12 protein-coding genes are annotated in these 17,143 nt (G+C 60.3%); 8 read left to right on the top strand and 4 right to left on the bottom strand.

Annotated features, from left to right (window positions below; all coding sequences use genetic code 11):
- Positions 1-149: 149 nt before the first annotated feature.
- The gene (locus tag ACYSMN_RS12935) at positions 150-899 is read right to left on the bottom strand and encodes a hypothetical protein (protein ID WP_488924308.1); all 750 of its coding nucleotides are present in this window, start codon (positions 897-899) and stop codon (positions 150-152) included.
- 461 nt (positions 900-1,360) lie between these two features.
- On the opposite strand from ACYSMN_RS12935, the gene ACYSMN_RS12930 reads away from it, so the two are divergent.
- The gene (locus ACYSMN_RS12930; protein WP_488924307.1) at positions 1,361-2,461 is read left to right on the top strand and encodes an Mrp/NBP35 family ATP-binding protein; all 1,101 of its coding nucleotides are present in this window, start codon (positions 1,361-1,363) and stop codon (positions 2,459-2,461) included.
- A gap of 234 nt (positions 2,462-2,695) precedes the next feature.
- The gene (locus tag ACYSMN_RS12925) at positions 2,696-3,031 is read left to right on the top strand and encodes a NifU family protein (protein WP_488924306.1); all 336 of its coding nucleotides are present in this window, start codon (positions 2,696-2,698) and stop codon (positions 3,029-3,031) included.
- Positions 3,032-3,149: 118 nt separating this feature from the next.
- Here ACYSMN_RS12925 and ACYSMN_RS12920 read toward each other — a convergent pair whose 3' ends face one another.
- Positions 3,150-3,704, bottom strand: coding sequence for a DUF6714 family protein (locus ACYSMN_RS12920; protein WP_488924305.1), 555 nt, complete (start codon positions 3,702-3,704; stop codon positions 3,150-3,152).
- 240 nt (positions 3,705-3,944) lie between these two features.
- Between ACYSMN_RS12920 and fahA the strand changes: the two genes are divergently transcribed.
- Positions 3,945-5,228, top strand: a complete 1,284-nt coding sequence (gene fahA, locus ACYSMN_RS12915) for a fumarylacetoacetase (RefSeq protein WP_488924304.1) — start codon at positions 3,945-3,947, stop codon at positions 5,226-5,228.
- Between the two features lie 216 nt (positions 5,229-5,444).
- Here the strand turns inward: fahA and ACYSMN_RS12910 are convergent, their stop codons facing one another.
- On the bottom strand, positions 5,445-6,329 hold the full coding sequence (locus ACYSMN_RS12910; protein WP_488924303.1) for a LysR substrate-binding domain-containing protein: 885 nt from the start codon (positions 6,327-6,329) through the stop codon (positions 5,445-5,447).
- A gap of 90 nt (positions 6,330-6,419) precedes the next feature.
- Here ACYSMN_RS12910 and ACYSMN_RS12905 point away from each other — a divergent pair, with 90 nt between their 5' ends.
- The 5 genes from ACYSMN_RS12905 (at position 6,420) to ACYSMN_RS12885 (ending at position 15,445) form a co-directional block, all read left to right on the top strand.
- Entirely contained in the window at positions 6,420-7,439 is a 1,020-nt protein-coding gene (locus ACYSMN_RS12905) for a GNAT family N-acetyltransferase (protein WP_488924302.1), read from the top strand.
- Entirely contained in the window at positions 7,436-7,858 is a 423-nt protein-coding gene (locus tag ACYSMN_RS12900; RefSeq protein WP_488924301.1) for a CBU_0592 family membrane protein, read from the top strand. Before ACYSMN_RS12905 ends, ACYSMN_RS12900 begins: the two co-directional genes overlap by 4 nt.
- 84 nt (positions 7,859-7,942) lie before the next feature.
- On the top strand, positions 7,943-8,434 hold the full coding sequence (locus ACYSMN_RS12895) for a GNAT family N-acetyltransferase (protein ID WP_488924300.1): 492 nt from the start codon (positions 7,943-7,945) through the stop codon (positions 8,432-8,434).
- A gap of 504 nt (positions 8,435-8,938) precedes the next feature.
- Entirely contained in the window at positions 8,939-14,389 is a 5,451-nt protein-coding gene (locus ACYSMN_RS12890) for a DUF8696 domain-containing protein (protein WP_488924299.1), read from the top strand.
- A gap of 81 nt (positions 14,390-14,470) precedes the next feature.
- Positions 14,471-15,445: a PorP/SprF family type IX secretion system membrane protein gene (locus ACYSMN_RS12885; RefSeq protein WP_488924298.1), complete on the top strand. Its 975-nt coding sequence runs from the start codon at positions 14,471-14,473 to the stop codon at positions 15,443-15,445.
- Between the two features lie 42 nt (positions 15,446-15,487).
- On the opposite strand, the gene ACYSMN_RS12880 is transcribed toward ACYSMN_RS12885, so the two are convergent.
- On the bottom strand, positions 15,488-17,089 hold the full coding sequence (locus tag ACYSMN_RS12880) for a glycerol-3-phosphate dehydrogenase/oxidase (protein ID WP_488924297.1): 1,602 nt from the start codon (positions 17,087-17,089) through the stop codon (positions 15,488-15,490).
- Positions 17,090-17,143: the final 54 nt, after the last annotated feature.

Below are 17,143 nucleotides of genomic sequence, written 5' to 3'. Positions count from 1 at the left end.
CTCTTAGCTTTCTAGATTTTGTAATCCGCAACACGGGTTAGCAAGCCAATGGACTTCCTATGAGGATACGCAGCTTGCAGTGCACTGCTCTCTCAGCCGACTTTCCGAGGCGTGGTACTCCCAACCGGGTGCCGCGGCGGCGCAAGCGCCTATGGCTTTACGAAGCGCTGGCCGTCGAATTTGAGGCCCAGCGTTTTAGTAGTCGCTAGACTGCGAAATCCCCACCGCTTCAGCAGCCGATATGACTCATCTTCCGGCGTATAGTAGTCGAAATCGAAGTCGGTCACATCAAGACGCAGCATTTGCCGGGAGGCATCAAACTCCATGAGTACATCACACAAGTCCAAACTGGCGCTTTTGTCGAAAGCTGGAGTATCGAGCAATAAATAGTTGCCTTTCAATTCTACCACGTGCGCTATGCCTCGTACGCAACGCCCACTCCCCTGCTCATTTCCAAGCAGCAGATACACCGTTCGGCCGGGGCTGCTTAATTTGTGAATTTCGCCGAAGCTACATTCTATAGAGGGCGCATACGCAAACCGCTTACCCGTTTGATTTTTCCATTGCATCACTGGGACGTTGACCTGGCCGCGCGTGCCACCCGAATGGTAATCGAAGGTGTAGACTCTAAAATGGGCGGCGTCCTTTGAGTCCACGGACAGCTCAAGACCTAGCTTTTGGGCTTCGGCTGCTGACAGATCATGGTTCTTCAGGTAAGTAACCAGCATTCTGGCCGGATCAGCGTCTCCTTCCACCCCTTCATGGTTGATTGTTGCGATGCTCCTCTTCAGCTCGGCAGCGGAAGGGCTTGCTTTACTGGCCTGCTGCGCAAAACCAGGCGATATACTAGCTGCTACGGAGAGCATCACCACGCCCAAGCGCATCCAGTTCCTTTTCATAAGTTGACTTATGGTCCTTGTTATTGAATATTCTTTGCGAAAGATAGGCGAAGAGCTATGGCAAGAACTATTAGAGCCGGCTAGACTGCCTGGACAATAAGCCGAAAACGTGGTTCCTAGCGCACAACAAGACGGTGCGTCTTATCGACTGCACCCACAACCAAAAACCCGCCCAGGTGCTGCCGAAGTAGCCACCGAGCGGGTTCATCATTGATAGCTGAGAAGGAGCAGAAGACGCGGCTAGCTTACCGATACCATATCGACTAAGAACGGGTCCGACCAAGCAACCGTTGGCCCGCCGACTTGCATCACGCGGGCCTTGCCCGCGCGCAACCAACCTTAGGCGGTATTTCATTTTACCAGGCTACGGACTGAAGTCCGTGCCACACCGCGCGCAGCCAACCTTGGGCGGCATTTCGGAGTTATCTTTGCCACGGGCTTTCGTATTCGCCCGCACTCGTATGGCAATTACCACTGAAGATGTCCTCAAGGCGCTGAGCTACGTGGAGGAGCCCGATCTGGGTAAAGACCTCGTCACGCTCAATATGATCGAGGACGTGCATATCGACGGCCGCACCGTCTCGTTCACCGTCGTTCTTACCACGCCCGCCTGCCCGCTCAAAGAGTTGATCCACAACGCCTGCGTGCGCGCCATCCATACCATGGTGGACAAAGAAGCGGAGGTGAAAATCAACATGACCTCGCGCGTGACCACCATGCGCCAGAACCGCGACATTCTGCCCGGCGTGCGCAACATCATCGCCATTGCTTCGGGCAAGGGCGGCGTGGGCAAAAGCACCGTCACGGCCAACCTGGCCATTGCCCTGGCCCGCACCGGGGCCCGAGTAGGCCTCGTGGATGCCGATATTTCCGGCCCGAGTATGCCGCTGATGTTTGGCGTGGAAAGCGCCCGGCCGCACGTGTACCAGACGCCCGAGGGCAAAAACCTCATTCAGCCGGTAGAAGCGCACGGCGTGAAGCTGATGAGCATTGGTTTCCTGGCCCCGGCCGAGTCGGCTATTGTGTGGCGCGGGCCCATGGCCTCGTCGGCGCTCAAGCAGTTTATCACGGAAGTGGACTGGGGCGAGCTGGACTACCTGCTGCTCGACATGCCACCCGGCACTTCCGACATTCACCTGACCATGGTGCAGACCGTGCCCGTCACCGGCTCGCTCATCGTGACGACGCCCCAGAAGGTTGCTTTGGCGGATGCGGAAAAGGGGTTGCAGATGTTCCGGCTGCCGCAAATCAACGTGCCAGTGCTCGGCATCGTGGAGAATATGGCCTGGTTTACGCCCGCCGAGCTGCCCGACAACAAGTACTTCATCTTCGGGGAAGGCGGCGGCGTAGCGCTGGCCGAAAAGCACCAGGTACCGCTACTGGGCCAGATTCCGCTGGTGCAAAGCATCCGCGAAAACGGCGACCAGGGCACGCCCGCCATCCTGCAAGCCGGCACGCCGGCCGCCGAGGTATTTGAGGAGCTAGCCGAGGAGTTGGCCCGCCAGGTGAGCATCCGCAACGCCGTGGCGCCCAAAACCAACATCGTTGAAATGAACCGTTGATTTGCGCTGCTTAGCTCGATTTCGCTGATTTTAACGTTTAACGGGGCTTGCTTGAGGGCGTGAATTGGCTCATTTGCTGATTTGATGACCTGCTTGGCGAACTTCCTTGCACGTTCACCAGTTAATTTTCTAGCTCTCAAAAGCCTTATCTTTGCCCAACTTCCTGCTGAAGACTAGCTGTTTCTGTCTATCGAACCCAGCAACCTCATCCCAATCAGCGCAACCCCGCGACTTATGATACATTCTGCCGCCGTAGAAGACCACCCTCTGCTGCCCCGCATTGAGCAGGCGCTGGATTCTATCCGGCCCTACCTGGCTGCCGACGGAGGCAACGTGCGGGTGCTCGGCATCTCCGACGATATGGTGCTCCAACTGGAGCTACTCGGCGCCTGCGGCACTTGCCCCATGTCGCCGATGACGCTCAAGGCCGGCGTGGAGGAGTCGGTGAAGAAGGCCGTGCCCGAAATCCGGGCCGTGCAAGCCATCAACGGTACCTCGATGGATGAGCAGCCCGCCGGGCAAACCGGCCACCCCCTGCCGCCCACGCCCGTCCCGACGCCGCAGTTTTAGTTCTGCTCGTAGGTATTTCTACCAAGCGCGCCCCGCTCCTGCCGGTTTTCGGTGCGAGCGGGGCGCGGTGGTTTGTGGGGAGGTGTGAAATTCAGCTCTGCTTTTAGTGAATTGTTATTTATACTACTGCGCTTTTTATTTCTCTCCACTCATTCAGGATTCGGTTAATTTCAGTGTAATCATAATCTGAGTAAAGATCTTGTTCTGTTATTTCATTGGTGGCTATGTATTCCTTGTACTTTATAATTGCCTCCTGTAATTTATACTCCAAATAATGTAGTATACATTCCACTTGCTTGGCATCAAGGAGACTGAGTCTATTTTTTTGATATCCTCCATTTAAGTTATAGCCTAAAGTAAATAGTACATCTGGCGCAATTAGGCCTCTTTCCTTGTGCAACTGCTCCCCAAGAATGTCGAAAATCAAAAATTTAGGCAAATGGAACTTCATTCCTTTCGCATCAAAAAATGACAAAGAGCTTTCACAAGCATCAAGGTCTTCGTACGGTATAGCATCCCAATTATCTACTTCGTCTTTTTCTCTTAATTCCATGATTGTTTTGTGGTCAGCATAATCGTCTATTCCTTGTGCTTGCCACAGGCCTACACCATCTTCCAGCTTCACATCTTTAAATGCAGTTCGTATTTCCAGAATTAGCTCTTCTTTTGTCATACCGGTCTATAAAATTGCTACTAGCATGTGTATTGCCATTACTGAGGATATTTCGCCAACGGTAGGCTAATTGTCATTGTTTTTTCTCGCGCTACTGTAGCGCCAATACGCCGCAGGAGTTTCCAGTCAAGGTAGCGGCTTGGGCGAGTTTTACCTAACCAGGGCCGTGAAACCGATACTTTTTCGCGCCATTTCCTGCCCGCCGCTACCTTTGTCGCTCCTCCTTTTCTCTTCTATTATATGGCCCACCCGAACGACCCCGCCCTGCGCTCCTGGATTGATATTGCTCCCGAAAGCGACTTTCCCATTCAGAACCTGCCTTTTGGGGTGTTCGTGAGCGAGGACCGAGGGTCGCGGCTGGGCGTGGCAATTGGCGAGTACGTGCTGGATTTGTACGCAGTGGCGCAGTTCGGTTTCTTCGAGGATTTGGAGCTAGGGCCGAAAATGCCCAAGATTTTCCGCCGCCGCACCCTCAACCAGTTCATTGCCCTGGGCCGCCCGGCGTGGCGGGCCGTGCGCCAGCGCGTATCGGAGCTGCTGCGCCACGACAATGGGGCCCTGCGCTCCGACGAGGTGATGCGCGAGTGCCTGGTGCGCCAGCGCGACGTGCAGATGCTGCGGCCCGTGAAGCCCCACAACTACACCGATTTCTACAGCAGCATCGAGCACGCCACTAACGTGGGCATGATGTTCCGGGACCCGGCCAACGCGCTGCTGCCCAACTGGCGCCACATTCCCATCGGTTACCACGGCCGGGCCAGCAGCATTGTGGTATCGGGCACCGACATCCGGCGGCCCAACGGCCAGCGCAAAGCCCCCGATGCCGACGCGCCCACGTTTGGCCCGTCGCAGCAGCTGGATTTTGAGCTGGAAATGGCCTTTGTGGTGGGCCGCGGCACCCGCCTCGGCGATGCCGTGCCGGTGCAGCACGCAGAGGACCACATCTTCGGGCTGGTGCTGTTCAATGACTGGAGCGCGCGCGACATTCAGAGCTGGGAGTACGTGCCGCTGGGGCCGTTTCTGGGCAAGAGCTTCGGCAGCAGCGTCTCGCCCTGGGTGGTGACGCTCGACGCGCTGGAGCCCTTCCGCGTAGCTGGCCCGGTACAGGAACCCGAACCCCTGCTCTACCTGCGCCAACTCGACCAGCACAACTTCGACATCAATTTGGAAGTAGCCATTGAGCCCGAAGGCCAGCCCGAAACCACGGTATCGAAGTCCAATTTCAGCCTCATGTACTGGAGCATGGCTCAGCAGCTGGCGCACCAGACTAGCAATGGCTGCAACCTGCAAGTCGGCGACCTGTACGCTTCGGGCACCATCAGCGGCCCCACGCCTGATTCGCTGGGCTCCATGCTGGAGCTGGCTTGGCGCGGCACCCGCCCCGTACCGCTGCCAGACGGCTCGGAGCGCAAATTCCTCCTCGACGGCGACACCGTAACCATGCGCGGCTACTGCGAGAAAGACGGCGTGCGCATCGGCTTCGGACACGTGAGCGGCAAGGTGCTGCCGGCCAACCCGCTGTAGTAGGTTGCCTATTTGCCTACCTAAGGTTCCTGGATACTGTGGATAGTAGCGTTTTCGAGGTTGTTCTGCTACATTGACATTGACCATCCTGCTTCGGCTGCGCAAACGCCAGCTGGAGCAGGATGGTCTTTTATCGTTCGCATAGCTCAGATAATGAACTATAGTCTAAGCTGTGCTTCTCGGCCAGCGCCTTCGTTGAGGCGCGTGGTTTCCGTTTCAAGCGGAATGGTGAGTTAGGGTGGCTTCTAACACTCGAATCAGATTCTGTAATACAGGGCTCGTATCGTCCTTACGCCAGAGCGCGTAGAGTTGCGTTTGGTGGGGCAGTTCAATGAAGCGCACGCCTTTTGGAGCACTAGAAGCATACGAAGCAGGCATGATGGACAGACCTAGGCCCCGCGCAACTAGAGTCAGAATAGTGGCCCCAAAATCGGATTCTATCTGAATGACAGGCTCAAACCCGTATGTCGCGAAGATAGTCCGCAACGAATCAGCGTACTGGGTGTGGTTGCGCAGCGAGGGCAAAATGAATTTCTCCTGCCGTACCCCACTTAGGGTCGAAAAGTTGGCAGCCGTTAGGGCGTGGTTGGCCGGAACGGCCAGCACGAAATTTTCGGCAAACAGCAGCCGCGACTCCAGGCGTGGATTGCGCGTGATTTCGCGCCGTAACCCAAGGTCAAGATGATAATTGAACAGGGCTTGCTCCAGGTCCCATTCCATGATTTCGACTAGTTCAACGCGCCATTCAGGATAGCGGTGGGTCAGCTCAGCCAGCAAGTCGGGCAGCACTGAGTACGCCACCGAGCCAGGATGCCCGATTCTGAGCTCGCCTATTTCGCCCGCGCCCAGCTGCCGCGCCCGCCGATGCACGGCTTCGGCCGTGGTGAGCAGCTGCGCCCACTCAGTCCGCAAAAACGCGCCTGCCGCTGTCAGCTTCACGTTACGTTTGTTACGCTCGAACAAGGCCACCCCGATTTCTGCTTCTAGTGCCTGAATGTGGCGGCTCAGGGCCGACTGGGTGATGTGCATCTTCTCGGCCGTGTGCCAGAAATGCAGCTCCTGTGCCAGCGCCAGGAAGTAGCGTATTTGTTGAAGGTCCATGCTAGTTTTGGTGCTGCGTGATGCGTTTTCTGGATTTGTGGCCCCGGATTTAGCATTGTTGAGAGCTGCTAAACTGCGCAATTTCGCAGCATGAGCCTGACTGAATCAAATTTCGCCACCGAAGTTCAACTGCTACCCTACGCCCCCGCCCACGCTGCCGCGGTGGCCGCTCTTACGCGGGCGTGGCTGGAACAATATGTGCACGTAGAACCGGCTGACCTCGCCTTCATGCAAGACCCGTATGCCTACGTGGTGGCACCGGGCGGCCACTTGTTTGTGGCTACGTTGCGGGGCAAAGTAGTAGGTACCGTTTCTTTATGCACGACGCCGGTGCCAGGCCAGTATGAGCTGGCTAAGCTGGCCGTGGCCGAACACTACCGCGGACTAGGGCTGGGGCAACGCCTGGTGCGTCATTGCATTGGGCAGGCACAGGCGCTGGGGGCTACTTCACTAGTACTCTACACGGCATCTAAGCTCGTAGCCGCCTGCCAGCTTTACCGGGCTTTTGGTTTCGTAGAAGTACCGCTGGGCACGCAGCAATACGAAGCTGCTGACCTGAAAATGGAATTGGTCCTCCTGGATTCTGCCGTTCCAACGGTTCACGTCGAGCTGGCTACGGTAGCTGACGCCACTACACTCGCCGAAATAGGGTGGCAAACATTCAGCGAAACCTTCGCCGACTACTTCGCGGCGGCCGATATGCAGCAGTATCTCACTGAGAAATTCAACGAGGCGCAAATCCGGCGAGAGTTCCGAGAGCCTAACGCCCGGTTTCTACTGGCTCGCTCAGCGGGCCGCCTGGCAGGCTACGCAAAGCTGCGTACCGTGGAATTCCCTTTGGAGCTGACCGGGCAGCGCCACATAGAGCTGCAAAGAATCTACGTGCTGCGTGAGTTTCAGGGGCAGCGCGTGGGTAAAGAGTTGCTGGATGCTGCTATTGATTTGGCCCAACAGCTGGCTTTTGAGGTAATTTGGCTCGGTGTCTGGGAGCACAATCACAAAGCGGTGGCCTTTTATGAACGGGCAGGCTTCACGCGATTTGGGAAGCATATTTTCCGGCTCGCCACAGAGGAGCAACTTGATCATCTGTTTAAGCGCAATCTCCGGTGAGCCAGTCTTTACTGACCGGCCGCCTGCTCGACGGACTCGGCTGGGGAGGCGCCACGGCCTCTTTGACGGCGTACGCGCTCAACAGCCACGGAGTGCTGGGGAGTCAGTCGTTACCCTACTTGCTACTGAACGTGATGGGCTGCGGCCTGCTCATTGTCTATACTTACCGAAAACGAGCTTTTGCTAATACCACCCTTAATTCGATCTGGCTGCTTGTGACGCTGGCGGCCCTGGGCAAACCCGTTTTCAATTCCTTTCGGCCCCGAATGGAATCTGTTATCAGCCACCTCATAGCTGCTCCGGCACCCGCCATTCCCGCTGCTCCGCCACCTTCTGCCCACGCCGCCTGGCCGGGTACGAACACCCGCGTCGACTCAGTTAAACCGAATAAGAAGGGGTGGTTGGGTACTACAAAATGAGAGTTCGGCGGTATGCCCACCGTAGCACACCTGACGAGTGGCTGAATGTCTTAGCGTGTTTTCTACTTTTTCCTTCCACTGACTATGACCTCCCCCATAATTCTCCGTCCCCTGGCCGCATCCGACAACGCCTCCCTAGCCCATATAGTGCGCGACACGCTGCGCGAATTTGGCTCCGACAAGCCCGGCACGGTGTATTTCGACCCCACTACGGACCACTTGTTTGAGCTGTTTGAAGCACAGCCGCGCAGTGCCTACTTTGTGGCCACGCAAAGCGAGACGCTACTGGGTGGGACTGGTATCTACCCTACCGCTGGGCTACCGCCTACCACATGCGAGTTGGTGAAGGTATATCTGTTGCCCACCGCTCGCGGCATTGGGCTGGGCCGGCAATTAGTAGAGCAATGCTTCGCTACGGCCCGCACCTTAGGCTACGAGCATCTCTACCTGGAGACGACACCAGAGATGAAAAAGGCCCTGCCGCTATACGAAAAACTAGGCTTTCGCTATTTGTCTAGCCCATTGGGGAACAGTGGGCACTTCGGCTGCGGCATTTGGATGCTACGAGCTATATAGTTATTCACTGAAAGATGAGGAATCAACCAATCCCTACGCTCCGCATCAGCACGTAGCCGTACGCTTTTGGCTACTGCATCATGGCCAATATGCCCTCAGCAGGGTTAGGAGTCTCTACCGTGCGAATATGCGCCGTACGTAACTTCCCTGCCAAGCCTCCGCAAAGAGATGTATAAAGAGATGTATCGAGCAGGCAGTGTGCACGCAGCCAGGCGTATATATAGTGCAGCGCATGGATGATTTATATCGTGGTAGCACCAAAAAATATCGGGAGACGATTAGAATAGTAATTAGGCCAATCTGGCCTAGAAGGAGCAATTGGCGGGAACCTTCAGCACTATTGGGGCATTGCTTTGCATAAACCTAGCTGGCAGCAAGTAGCTTTATTGAAGTCAGCAACCTTTCCAGCAATAGCTGACCATCAGGCTTCGTTCCTTAAAGACGGCGGGTGGTGCTTCCCTTCCTGAAGCACCACTCGCCGTCCGTCCACCCACCTGCCCTCCTATGCCTGCAGAGCTACCGCACCTTGCCCCGTCCACTGTCAGTATTTCCTCCCCACCTACCCTTACGCCCGGCCAGCCAGCCAGCGGCAACAGCTGGTGTCTAGTCAGGCGGGTGCCGCCGGCCACTATTTGGTTGCTCACGCTAGTGCTCATGCTCCTGAGCGGCGTAGCCACTACCACGTTTGCGCAAGGGACGTCCCCGGAGTGCAGCGATGATGAGAAGTTCATCAACAACTGGTATTTCGGGTATCGGGCGGGGCTGAATTTCAATGAAGCCACGGACTCTATTCCGCCCGCGGTGCTGACGGATGGCCAGATGGTGGCGCCGGCCGGCTCCGGGGTGATGTCGGATCGGAATGGGGCCCTGCTTTTCTACAGCAACGGCGACACTGTCTGGAGCGCCAACCATAGCATCATGCTCAACGGCACCGGAATGGGGGGCAACCGCCTCACCACCGACGGGCCCCTGGCTATTAAGCGACCGGGACTGGTTGCTCCGGGTGCGCCGGCGCGCTACCTTATCTTCACGCAGGACGCGCAGGGCGGCCCCAAAGGCCTGAGCTACTCGGAAATTGTGATTCCTGCCGGGCAGCAGGGGGAAGTAGTAGCTGCCACCAAGAACACGCCCCTCACCCAGGGCACGGCCGAGAAGATGACGGCCGTATTCCACCGAAACGGCTGTGATATCTGGATCATCGTGCACGGTTGGGGCGATGCCACCACCGGCACCGAAAACCGCGGCGACTCCTTTCTGGCGTACCGCGTGACCCCGGCCGGCGTGCAGCTCCCGCCCATCATTTCAACGGTTGGGTCCGTGCACGCGCCGAGCGCCGCGGCCCAAGGCTACCGCGGCCAGATGAAAGTGACGCCCGATGGTAAGCAGCTGGCCGTGGCCCGCTTCAGCGAAACCGCCGGCGACAGCAGTGGCACCGTTGAGCTGTTTGCCTTCGATGACCAAACCGGCGTGGTGAGCAACCCCCGAATCATCGACAGCCGGGAAGGAGGCTACTACGGAGTTGAGTTTTCGCCCGGCCGCAGCCGGCTTTACGCCACCGTGCTGAACCCACCCCAACTGTTGCAGTTCGATCTGAGCGCCGCCAACGTGCCGGCCAGTAAGCAGTCGATTCCGCTCAACCAAACCACTCCCGTTCGGCTGGGCTCCATGCAGGCCGGCCCGGATGGCAAGATTTACGTAGCCCGTGACAATCAGCCCACCCTGGGCTTCATCACGTACCCCGACTCGTTGGGGGCAGCGGTAGCTTACGCCGATGACAGCCTCCAGCTAGGGGGCCGCCGCGGCGGGCTGGGCCTGCCCAACTTCAACCAAAGCTCCTTGCTGCGAGTCGGCATCGACCCGCGGATCACGGGTTGCCGGCAGATATCCTTTGAGGCCGGCTTCGCCGTTGAAGCCCCTAATTTAGTGTATGCCTGGACCTTCGGCGACGGCACTACCTCATCGGAAGAAAACCCCGTCCACACTTACGCGACCCCCGGCGACTACACCGTTACGCTCCGCATCACCAACGATTGTTTTTGCCGCGAAACCCGGGGCATTATCCGAGTGCCGAACCTGCCCGAGCCGGGTGGCATTGCCGCTGCCCAGACGCTGTGCGCCGGAACCGCGCCGGCCGCGCTTACCAGCACTACCGATGCTTCGGGCGATGCCGGCCTGCCGCTCGTTTACCAGTGGCAAACATCAACGGATAACGTCACCTTCACGGAGATCGGTGGAGCTACCGGCGCGACTTACCAGCCACCGACTTCGCTGGTGCCCGGCATTACCTATTTCCGCCGGCACGCTCAACTGCTACTGCCTGACCGCTCGGGTCCTTACTGTACTGACACCTTTACCGCCTCGGTAGCCATTACCGTGCTCCCCGCCCTGACGGCCGGCACCATCGCGGCCGACCAAACCGTGTGCGCCGGCAGTCCCGTCGCACCCCTAACTAGCACCGCCCCGGTTACAGGCGGCGGCTCGTTTTTGTACCAGTGGGAATCATCAATTGATAACGGCGCGACTTGGACGCCCATAGCCGGCGCCACGGGTGAGACCCTCACGCCGGACCCACTTACGGTCAACACCTTATTCCGCCGCCGGACAACTTCCGGGCCTTGCGCCGTGGTGTCCAACCCCGTTACGATCACCGTGGTGCCTCCTCTGGTAGCCGGTAGCATTGCCGCCGATCAAGCCATCTGCGCCGGCAGCCCCGTCGCGCCACTGACCAGCGAGACGCTGGCCACGGGCGGCACGGTCCCCATCACCTACCAGTGGCAATCGTCAACAGATAATGTCACCTTCACGGAGATCAGTGGGGCTACCAGTGCGACTTACCAGCCACCAACTTCGCTACCGCCCGGCACGATCTATTTCCGGCGGCAGGCTAGCTCTGGCAGCGCGTGTACCCCGGCTCTCTCCAACGTCGTCACCATCACCGTGACCCCAGCGCTGACGGCCGGCACCATTGCCAACAATCAAACTGTGTGCGCTGGCAGCCCCGTTGCGCCCCTTACCAGCGCGACGCCAGTTACGGGCGGCACGGGCACGTTTGCCTATCAGTGGGAATCATCATTGGATAATTTGACCTGGGTGGCCATTACCGGGGCTACCAGTGCCGATTACGCGCCGGGCTCGCTCACGGCTACTACCTACTTCCGGCGCCAAGTGAGTTCGGGCGTTTGCAGCCCGATCTTGTCCAATGTTGTTACCGTGACGGTGGTGCCCGCCTTAACGGCCGGTAGCATTGCCGACAATCAAACCGTATGCGCCGGCAGCGCGGTGGCGTCACTGACGAGCACTGCCCCGGCTACGGGCGGCACCAGTGCGCTGGCGTACCAGTGGGAATCATCGGTGGATAATGCCACCTGGAACGCTGTAGCCGGCGCCACGGGCGACACCTTCTCGCCCGGCCCGCTTACGACCACCACCTACTTTCGCCGCCAGGCAAGTTCGGGCACTGCCTGCACTCCAGTCTTGTCCAACGTCGTCACCATCACCGTAACCCCAGCGCTGACGGCCGGCAGCATTGCCGCCGACCAGACACTGTGCGTGGGCGTCACGCCTACTCCGCTGACCAGCGCCAGCGCGGCCACTGGCGGCACCGGCTCATTTATCTACCAGTGGGAATCCTCGCCGAATAATGCCAACTGGACCGCTATAGCCGGCGCTACCAGCGCCGATTACGCGCCCGGCCCGCTCACGGCTACTACGTATTTTCGGCGCCAGGTGACTTCGGGAGCGTGCGGGTTGGTTTCGTCCAACGTTGTCACTCTGACCGTGTTGCCCGCTTTGGCGGCAGGCACCATTGCGGCGAACCAAACCGTATGTGCGGGTGAAACGCCTGGTTTGCTGACCAGTGCCAGCGCGGCCACGGGCGGCACCGGCGCGTTTGCGTATCAGTGGGAGTCATCGGCGGATAATGCCACCTGGACGGCCATTGCCGGCGCTACCGGCGAGACCTTCGCTCCTGGTTTGCTTACGGCTACTACCTACTTCCGGCGGGCGGTGAGGTCGGGGGCGTGCGGACCGGAGTACTCGCCAGTGGTTACCATTACGGTCTTGCCGGCGCTGATTGCGGGCATTATTGCGACCGACCAAACGCTGTGTCCGGGCGCTACCCCCGCTCCTCTCACGAGCCTCACCCTGGCCACGGGCACGGGCACATTGGCGTACCAGTGGGAGGCATCGGTGGATAACACCACCTGGAACCCAATAGCCGGGGCCAATAACCCAACTTTCGCGCCCGACCCGCTCACGGCTACCACCTACTTCCGCCGTCGGGTAACGGCGGGGTCCTGCGCGCCGGCCTCGTCCAACGTCGTCACCATCACCGTTCTTCCAGCCCTAACGGCCGGCACCATCGCCGCCAACCAAACGGTATGTGCCGGCAGCCCCGTCGTGCCGCTGACCAGCACGGCCGGGCCCAGCGGCGGCACGAGCAGCTACAGCTACCAGTGGGAATCCTCGCCGAACAACGCCAACTGGACCACTATAGCCGGCGCCACGGGCGATACCTTCGCGCCTGGTCCGCTCACGGTTGACACCTTCTTCCGCCGTCGGGTGATTTCCGGTGATTGTGGACCAGTGTACTCGCCCTCCGTCCTCGTGACGGTGTTGCCGCCGCTGAGCGCGGGCAGCATTGCAGCCGACCGGGACATCTGCCCCGGCGCTACCCCTGACCCGCTCACGAGTACGACTAGCCCCGGCGGTGGCACGGGTTCGTTTGTGTATCAGTGGGAATCTTCGCTGGATAATGTCACCTGGGCAGCCATTCCTGGGGCCAACAGCGCCGACTACGCGCCGGGCCCACTGACGGCTACCACGTACTTCCGGCGCCGGGTAAACTCGGACACGGGCACTTGCTCGGCGGAGGTGTCGAACACGGTGACGGTGCGGGTGCTGCCCACCATAACTCCCACCGTAAGCCTGGCCCCGCCGCCCGCACAGTGCCCCGGCACAGCTCTTACCTTCACGGCTGTGGCTCCCAACGCGGGTGCCGCGCCTACTTTCCGCTGGCTCGTCAACAACGTAGCCGTAGCCAGCGGCTCCACTTTCACCAGCAGCACGGTGGTTTCCGGCGACCAGGTGAGCGTAGAGGTGACGCCCACGGCGGGGCTATGCAGCACGGGCCCGGCCGTGGCCACGGTGACGGTGACGCGCACTCCCACGCCGACGCCCACGCTCGCCATTGCCGCGCAGCCTAGCGGACCAGTTTGCCTGGGCGCGCCGCTCACGTTCAACATTGTCAGTGTAACGGAGCCCGGCCCGGCCCCCCAATATCAGTGGCAGGTCAACGGCAATGACGTAGCCGGTGCCACGGGCCCGGTCTTCACCAGCACCACGCTACGCGAGGGCCAGACTGTGACGCTGCGCCTAAACACAACCAACGTCTGCAACCAGCCCGTTACGGCCGTTTCCAACGGCGTGGCCGTGCGCATTCAACCGCCGGTTGACGTGGATGCCGGGCCCGACAAAACAATTCTGGCCGGCTCCTCCGTGACGCTGGAAGGGCGGGCCGATGGCAACTATCCCGTGCGGTGGACGCCGGCGGTGGGCTTGACTTTTGCGGCCCGCGATTCGCTGCGGCCCGTGGCCTCGCCCACGGTGACCACCACTTACACTCTCTCGGCCGGGGCCGACGGCTGCGCCGATTCCGACCAGGTGACGGTAACCGTGCGCCCAGCTATCCGCATTCCCAATGCCTTCACCCCCAATGGCGACGGCCGCGACGATACCTGGCAGATTGAGTTCATCGAGCAATTTCCCGACAATACGGTGACCGTGTTCAATCGCTGGGGCAACGAGATTTTCTCGGCCAACAACTACAGCCGGGCCAATGAATGGCGCGGGGACATCAATGGCCGGCCCGCTCCGGTCGGCACTTACTACTACGTCGTCGTTACGAAGGGCCCCCTGGGTAAATCCTACAGCGGATCGATCACGATTCTGTACTAACAAACTGCCATGCCTGTCTGGCATCCGATTGACGAAGCACAGCCACCTGCTTCTTAGCCGGACAATAAGACCACCAATGCTATGAAAAGAGCTTTAACTCTACTGCTGCTCCCGCTGCTGCTGCTGGCCACGGTGCCGGCCTTGGCCCAGCAGCAGGCGCAGTACAGCCAGTACATGAACAACAACTACATCCTCAACCCCGGCGCAACGGGCGTGGAGGATTACATCGATGCCAAGGTCAGTTACCGCACCCAGTGGACGGGCCTGGAGGGGGCGCCCAAAACCTACTACGCCAGCATCAGCTCCTCGCTGGGCAAGTGGCGCACCACCAGCAAGCGCACTCTCCGCGACCGGCGCCGGCCATTTCACGCCCTGGGGGCCCTCGTGTACAACGACGAGACCGGGCCCACGAGCCGAAAGGGCGCCTACATTTCCTACGCCTACAATCTGGTGTTAAGGCCCAACCTCCGGGCGGCGCTGGGCGTGTCGGCGGGCATGCAGCAGTTTGCCGTGGATGGCAATAAGCTACGATTCTTCGACCCCACCACCCAGGCCGCCAGCGACGCCTCGCGGGTGCTGGATGGGTCGGTGGGTTTGTGGGTGTACAGCTCCGATTTCTACGTTGGGGTATCGGGCGCGCAGTTGCTGGGCAATCGGCTCGACTTCGCTTACGGTCCCAACACGCTGGCTGACGGCGCGCCCGGCAACACGCTGAAGCGGCACTACTTCGCCACGGGCGGGGTGCGGGTGCCGCTCAGCACCGACTGGTCGCTGGTGCCGTCGGTGCTGGTGAAGGCTGTGAACCCGGCCCCGCTCTCGGTCGACCTCAACGCCAAGCTCAAGTACCAGGATCTGCTGTGGGTCGGCATGTCGTGGCGGGCCTTCGACTCGGTGGTTGGCTTGGTGGGCCTCAGCTACGAGCAGTTCACGCTGGGCTATTCCTACGATGCCGGGCTTTCCAAGCTGGCTGGCTACCACGGCGGCAGCCACGAGGTGCTCGTGGGTTTGCGCATCAAGAAGAAAGCGCAGGTGGTGTGCACCAACCGGTTCTGGTAAGGCTTAGAAATTACAATGGTGCCAGCCTGGGCGGGCCAAGGTTTAGGTTTCGTCGTCCAGCACATAGCCGCGTGCCAAGTTCTGAAACTCCCGCAGCTGGCGCTGCTGCCACGCTTCATCCTTTCCTAGCTCAGCGGCCAGTAGAGTAGCCACGACTGGGGCGGCGGCCAGAGCGGCGCGGGCATCAAGAAAGAGCAGGCGCAGGCGGCGGGCCAGCACGTCTTCCACCGTGCGGGCCATTTCGTAGCGGGCCGCCCATACTACCTGAGCCCGCGTGAAGGACAGACCAGGCGCCAGCGGCGCGGCCCAAGCGGGGTTTTCTTGCAGCAACTGAAGTAGCAGCGGCGCGTCGGAGCCGTAAGTGGCTAGCGTATCTTCCGCATCTTCAGGCGTGGCCGGAGTTGCGGACAAAGAGCCGTGGATGGCTAGCGTGGCCGTGCGGCAGGGTTGCGGCGGGAGGTTGGCGAGGTGAATGGCCCGGTCAACGGCGTCCTCGGCCATTTGGCGGTAGGTGGTCCATTTGCCGCCCGTGATGGTGAGCAGGCCGGAGCCGGAAACGAGCAGCTTATGGCCGCGCGAAATCTCCTTGGTGGCCGCGCCTTCCCGCGTGGGGGCCGCCAGGGGCCGCAGCCCGGCCCACACGCTGAGCACATCGAGGCGCTGAGGTGGGCGGGTGAGGTAGCGGCCAGCCGTGCGCAAAATGAATTCCACTTCCGCCTCCAGCGCGTGCGGTTCCGGGGCGGCTTGCGGCACGGGCGTGTCGGTGGTACCCACTACCGTGTAGCCGTGCCAGGGCACAGCGAAAAGTACGCGGCCATCGTCGGTTTCGGGAATCATGAGGGCGGCATTGCCGGGCAGAAAGTCCTGCGGCAGCACCACGTGCACGCCCTGGCTGGGCCGCACCAGCGGCGCGGCGGCCGGCTGGTCGAGGCGCAGCACCTCATCCACGAATACGCCGGTGGCGTTGATCAGCACCTTAGCGCGCAGCTCGTAGCTCTGGTCGGTTTCGGGGTCGTGAGCGGTGACGCCGATGAGGCGGCCGGCGGCATCGTGGCGCAGGGCCGTAACGGCGGCGTAGTTGAGCACGGTAGCTCCTTGCTCGGCGGCAGTTTGCGCCAGATTAAGGGCCAGGCGGGCGTCGTCAAATTGCCCATCGTAATACAGCACGCCGCCTTGTAGCCCCTGCGGCCGAATGCCGGGCAGGCGAGTTAGTGTCTCATCCCGGCTCAACGGCTTGGTGGCCCCCAACCCGCGGCTACCGGCTAGCAAGTCGTAGAGCTTGAGGCCGAGCAGGTAGAACGGGCGGCTCCACCACGTGTAGCACGGGATAATGAAGGCTTGGGTATGGACCAAATGGGGCGCGTTGTGCAGCAGCCGGCCCCGCTCCCGCAAGGCTTCACGCACCAGCTGCACGTTGCCCTGGGCCAGGTAGCGCACCCCGCCGTGCACCAGCTTGGTGCTGCGACTGGAGGTGCCCTTGGCGAAATCGGCCCGCTCCAGCAGCAGCGTACGGTAGCCACGGCTGGCGGCGTCCACGGCAATGCCCAACCCCGTTGCCCCGCCCCCAATGATGAGCACGTCCCATTCCGGCACGGCGGACAGCTGCGCAAGTTGCGTTTCGCGGCGGAAGGTGACGCTGGGCATAGGGATGAAGTTTTGTGAGGCGCTTCGTTCTAACGTGGGACCTCACCCCCCGGC

This window comes from Hymenobacter sp. M1-2 (assembly GCF_057808495.1).
Note: the sequence above shows the minus strand (reverse complement) of the source record. Positions and strands in the feature narration are given on the sequence as shown.

What these genes read in the sequence shown, in the direction of transcription:
- ACYSMN_RS12935 (WP_488924308.1), bottom strand. Translation starts at nt 899, where the DNA reads ATGAAAAGGAACTGGATGCGCTTGGGCGTGGTGATGCTCTCCGTAGCA.
- ACYSMN_RS12930 (WP_488924307.1), top strand. Translation starts at nt 1,361, where the DNA reads ATGGCAATTACCACTGAAGATGTCCTCAAGGCGCTGAGCTACGTGGAG.
- ACYSMN_RS12925 (WP_488924306.1), top strand. Translation starts at nt 2,696, where the DNA reads ATGATACATTCTGCCGCCGTAGAAGACCACCCTCTGCTGCCCCGCATT.
- ACYSMN_RS12920 (WP_488924305.1), bottom strand. Translation starts at nt 3,704, where the DNA reads ATGACAAAAGAAGAGCTAATTCTGGAAATACGAACTGCATTTAAAGAT.
- fahA (WP_488924304.1), top strand. Translation starts at nt 3,945, where the DNA reads ATGGCCCACCCGAACGACCCCGCCCTGCGCTCCTGGATTGATATTGCT.
- ACYSMN_RS12910 (WP_488924303.1), bottom strand. Translation starts at nt 6,329, where the DNA reads ATGGACCTTCAACAAATACGCTACTTCCTGGCGCTGGCACAGGAGCTG.
- ACYSMN_RS12905 (WP_488924302.1), top strand. Translation starts at nt 6,420, where the DNA reads ATGAGCCTGACTGAATCAAATTTCGCCACCGAAGTTCAACTGCTACCC.
- ACYSMN_RS12895 (WP_488924300.1), top strand. Translation starts at nt 7,943, where the DNA reads ATGACCTCCCCCATAATTCTCCGTCCCCTGGCCGCATCCGACAACGCC.
- ACYSMN_RS12890 (WP_488924299.1), top strand. Translation starts at nt 8,939, where the DNA reads ATGCCTGCAGAGCTACCGCACCTTGCCCCGTCCACTGTCAGTATTTCC.
- ACYSMN_RS12885 (WP_488924298.1), top strand. Translation starts at nt 14,471, where the DNA reads ATGAAAAGAGCTTTAACTCTACTGCTGCTCCCGCTGCTGCTGCTGGCC.
- ACYSMN_RS12880 (WP_488924297.1), bottom strand. Translation starts at nt 17,089, where the DNA reads ATGCCCAGCGTCACCTTCCGCCGCGAAACGCAACTTGCGCAGCTGTCC.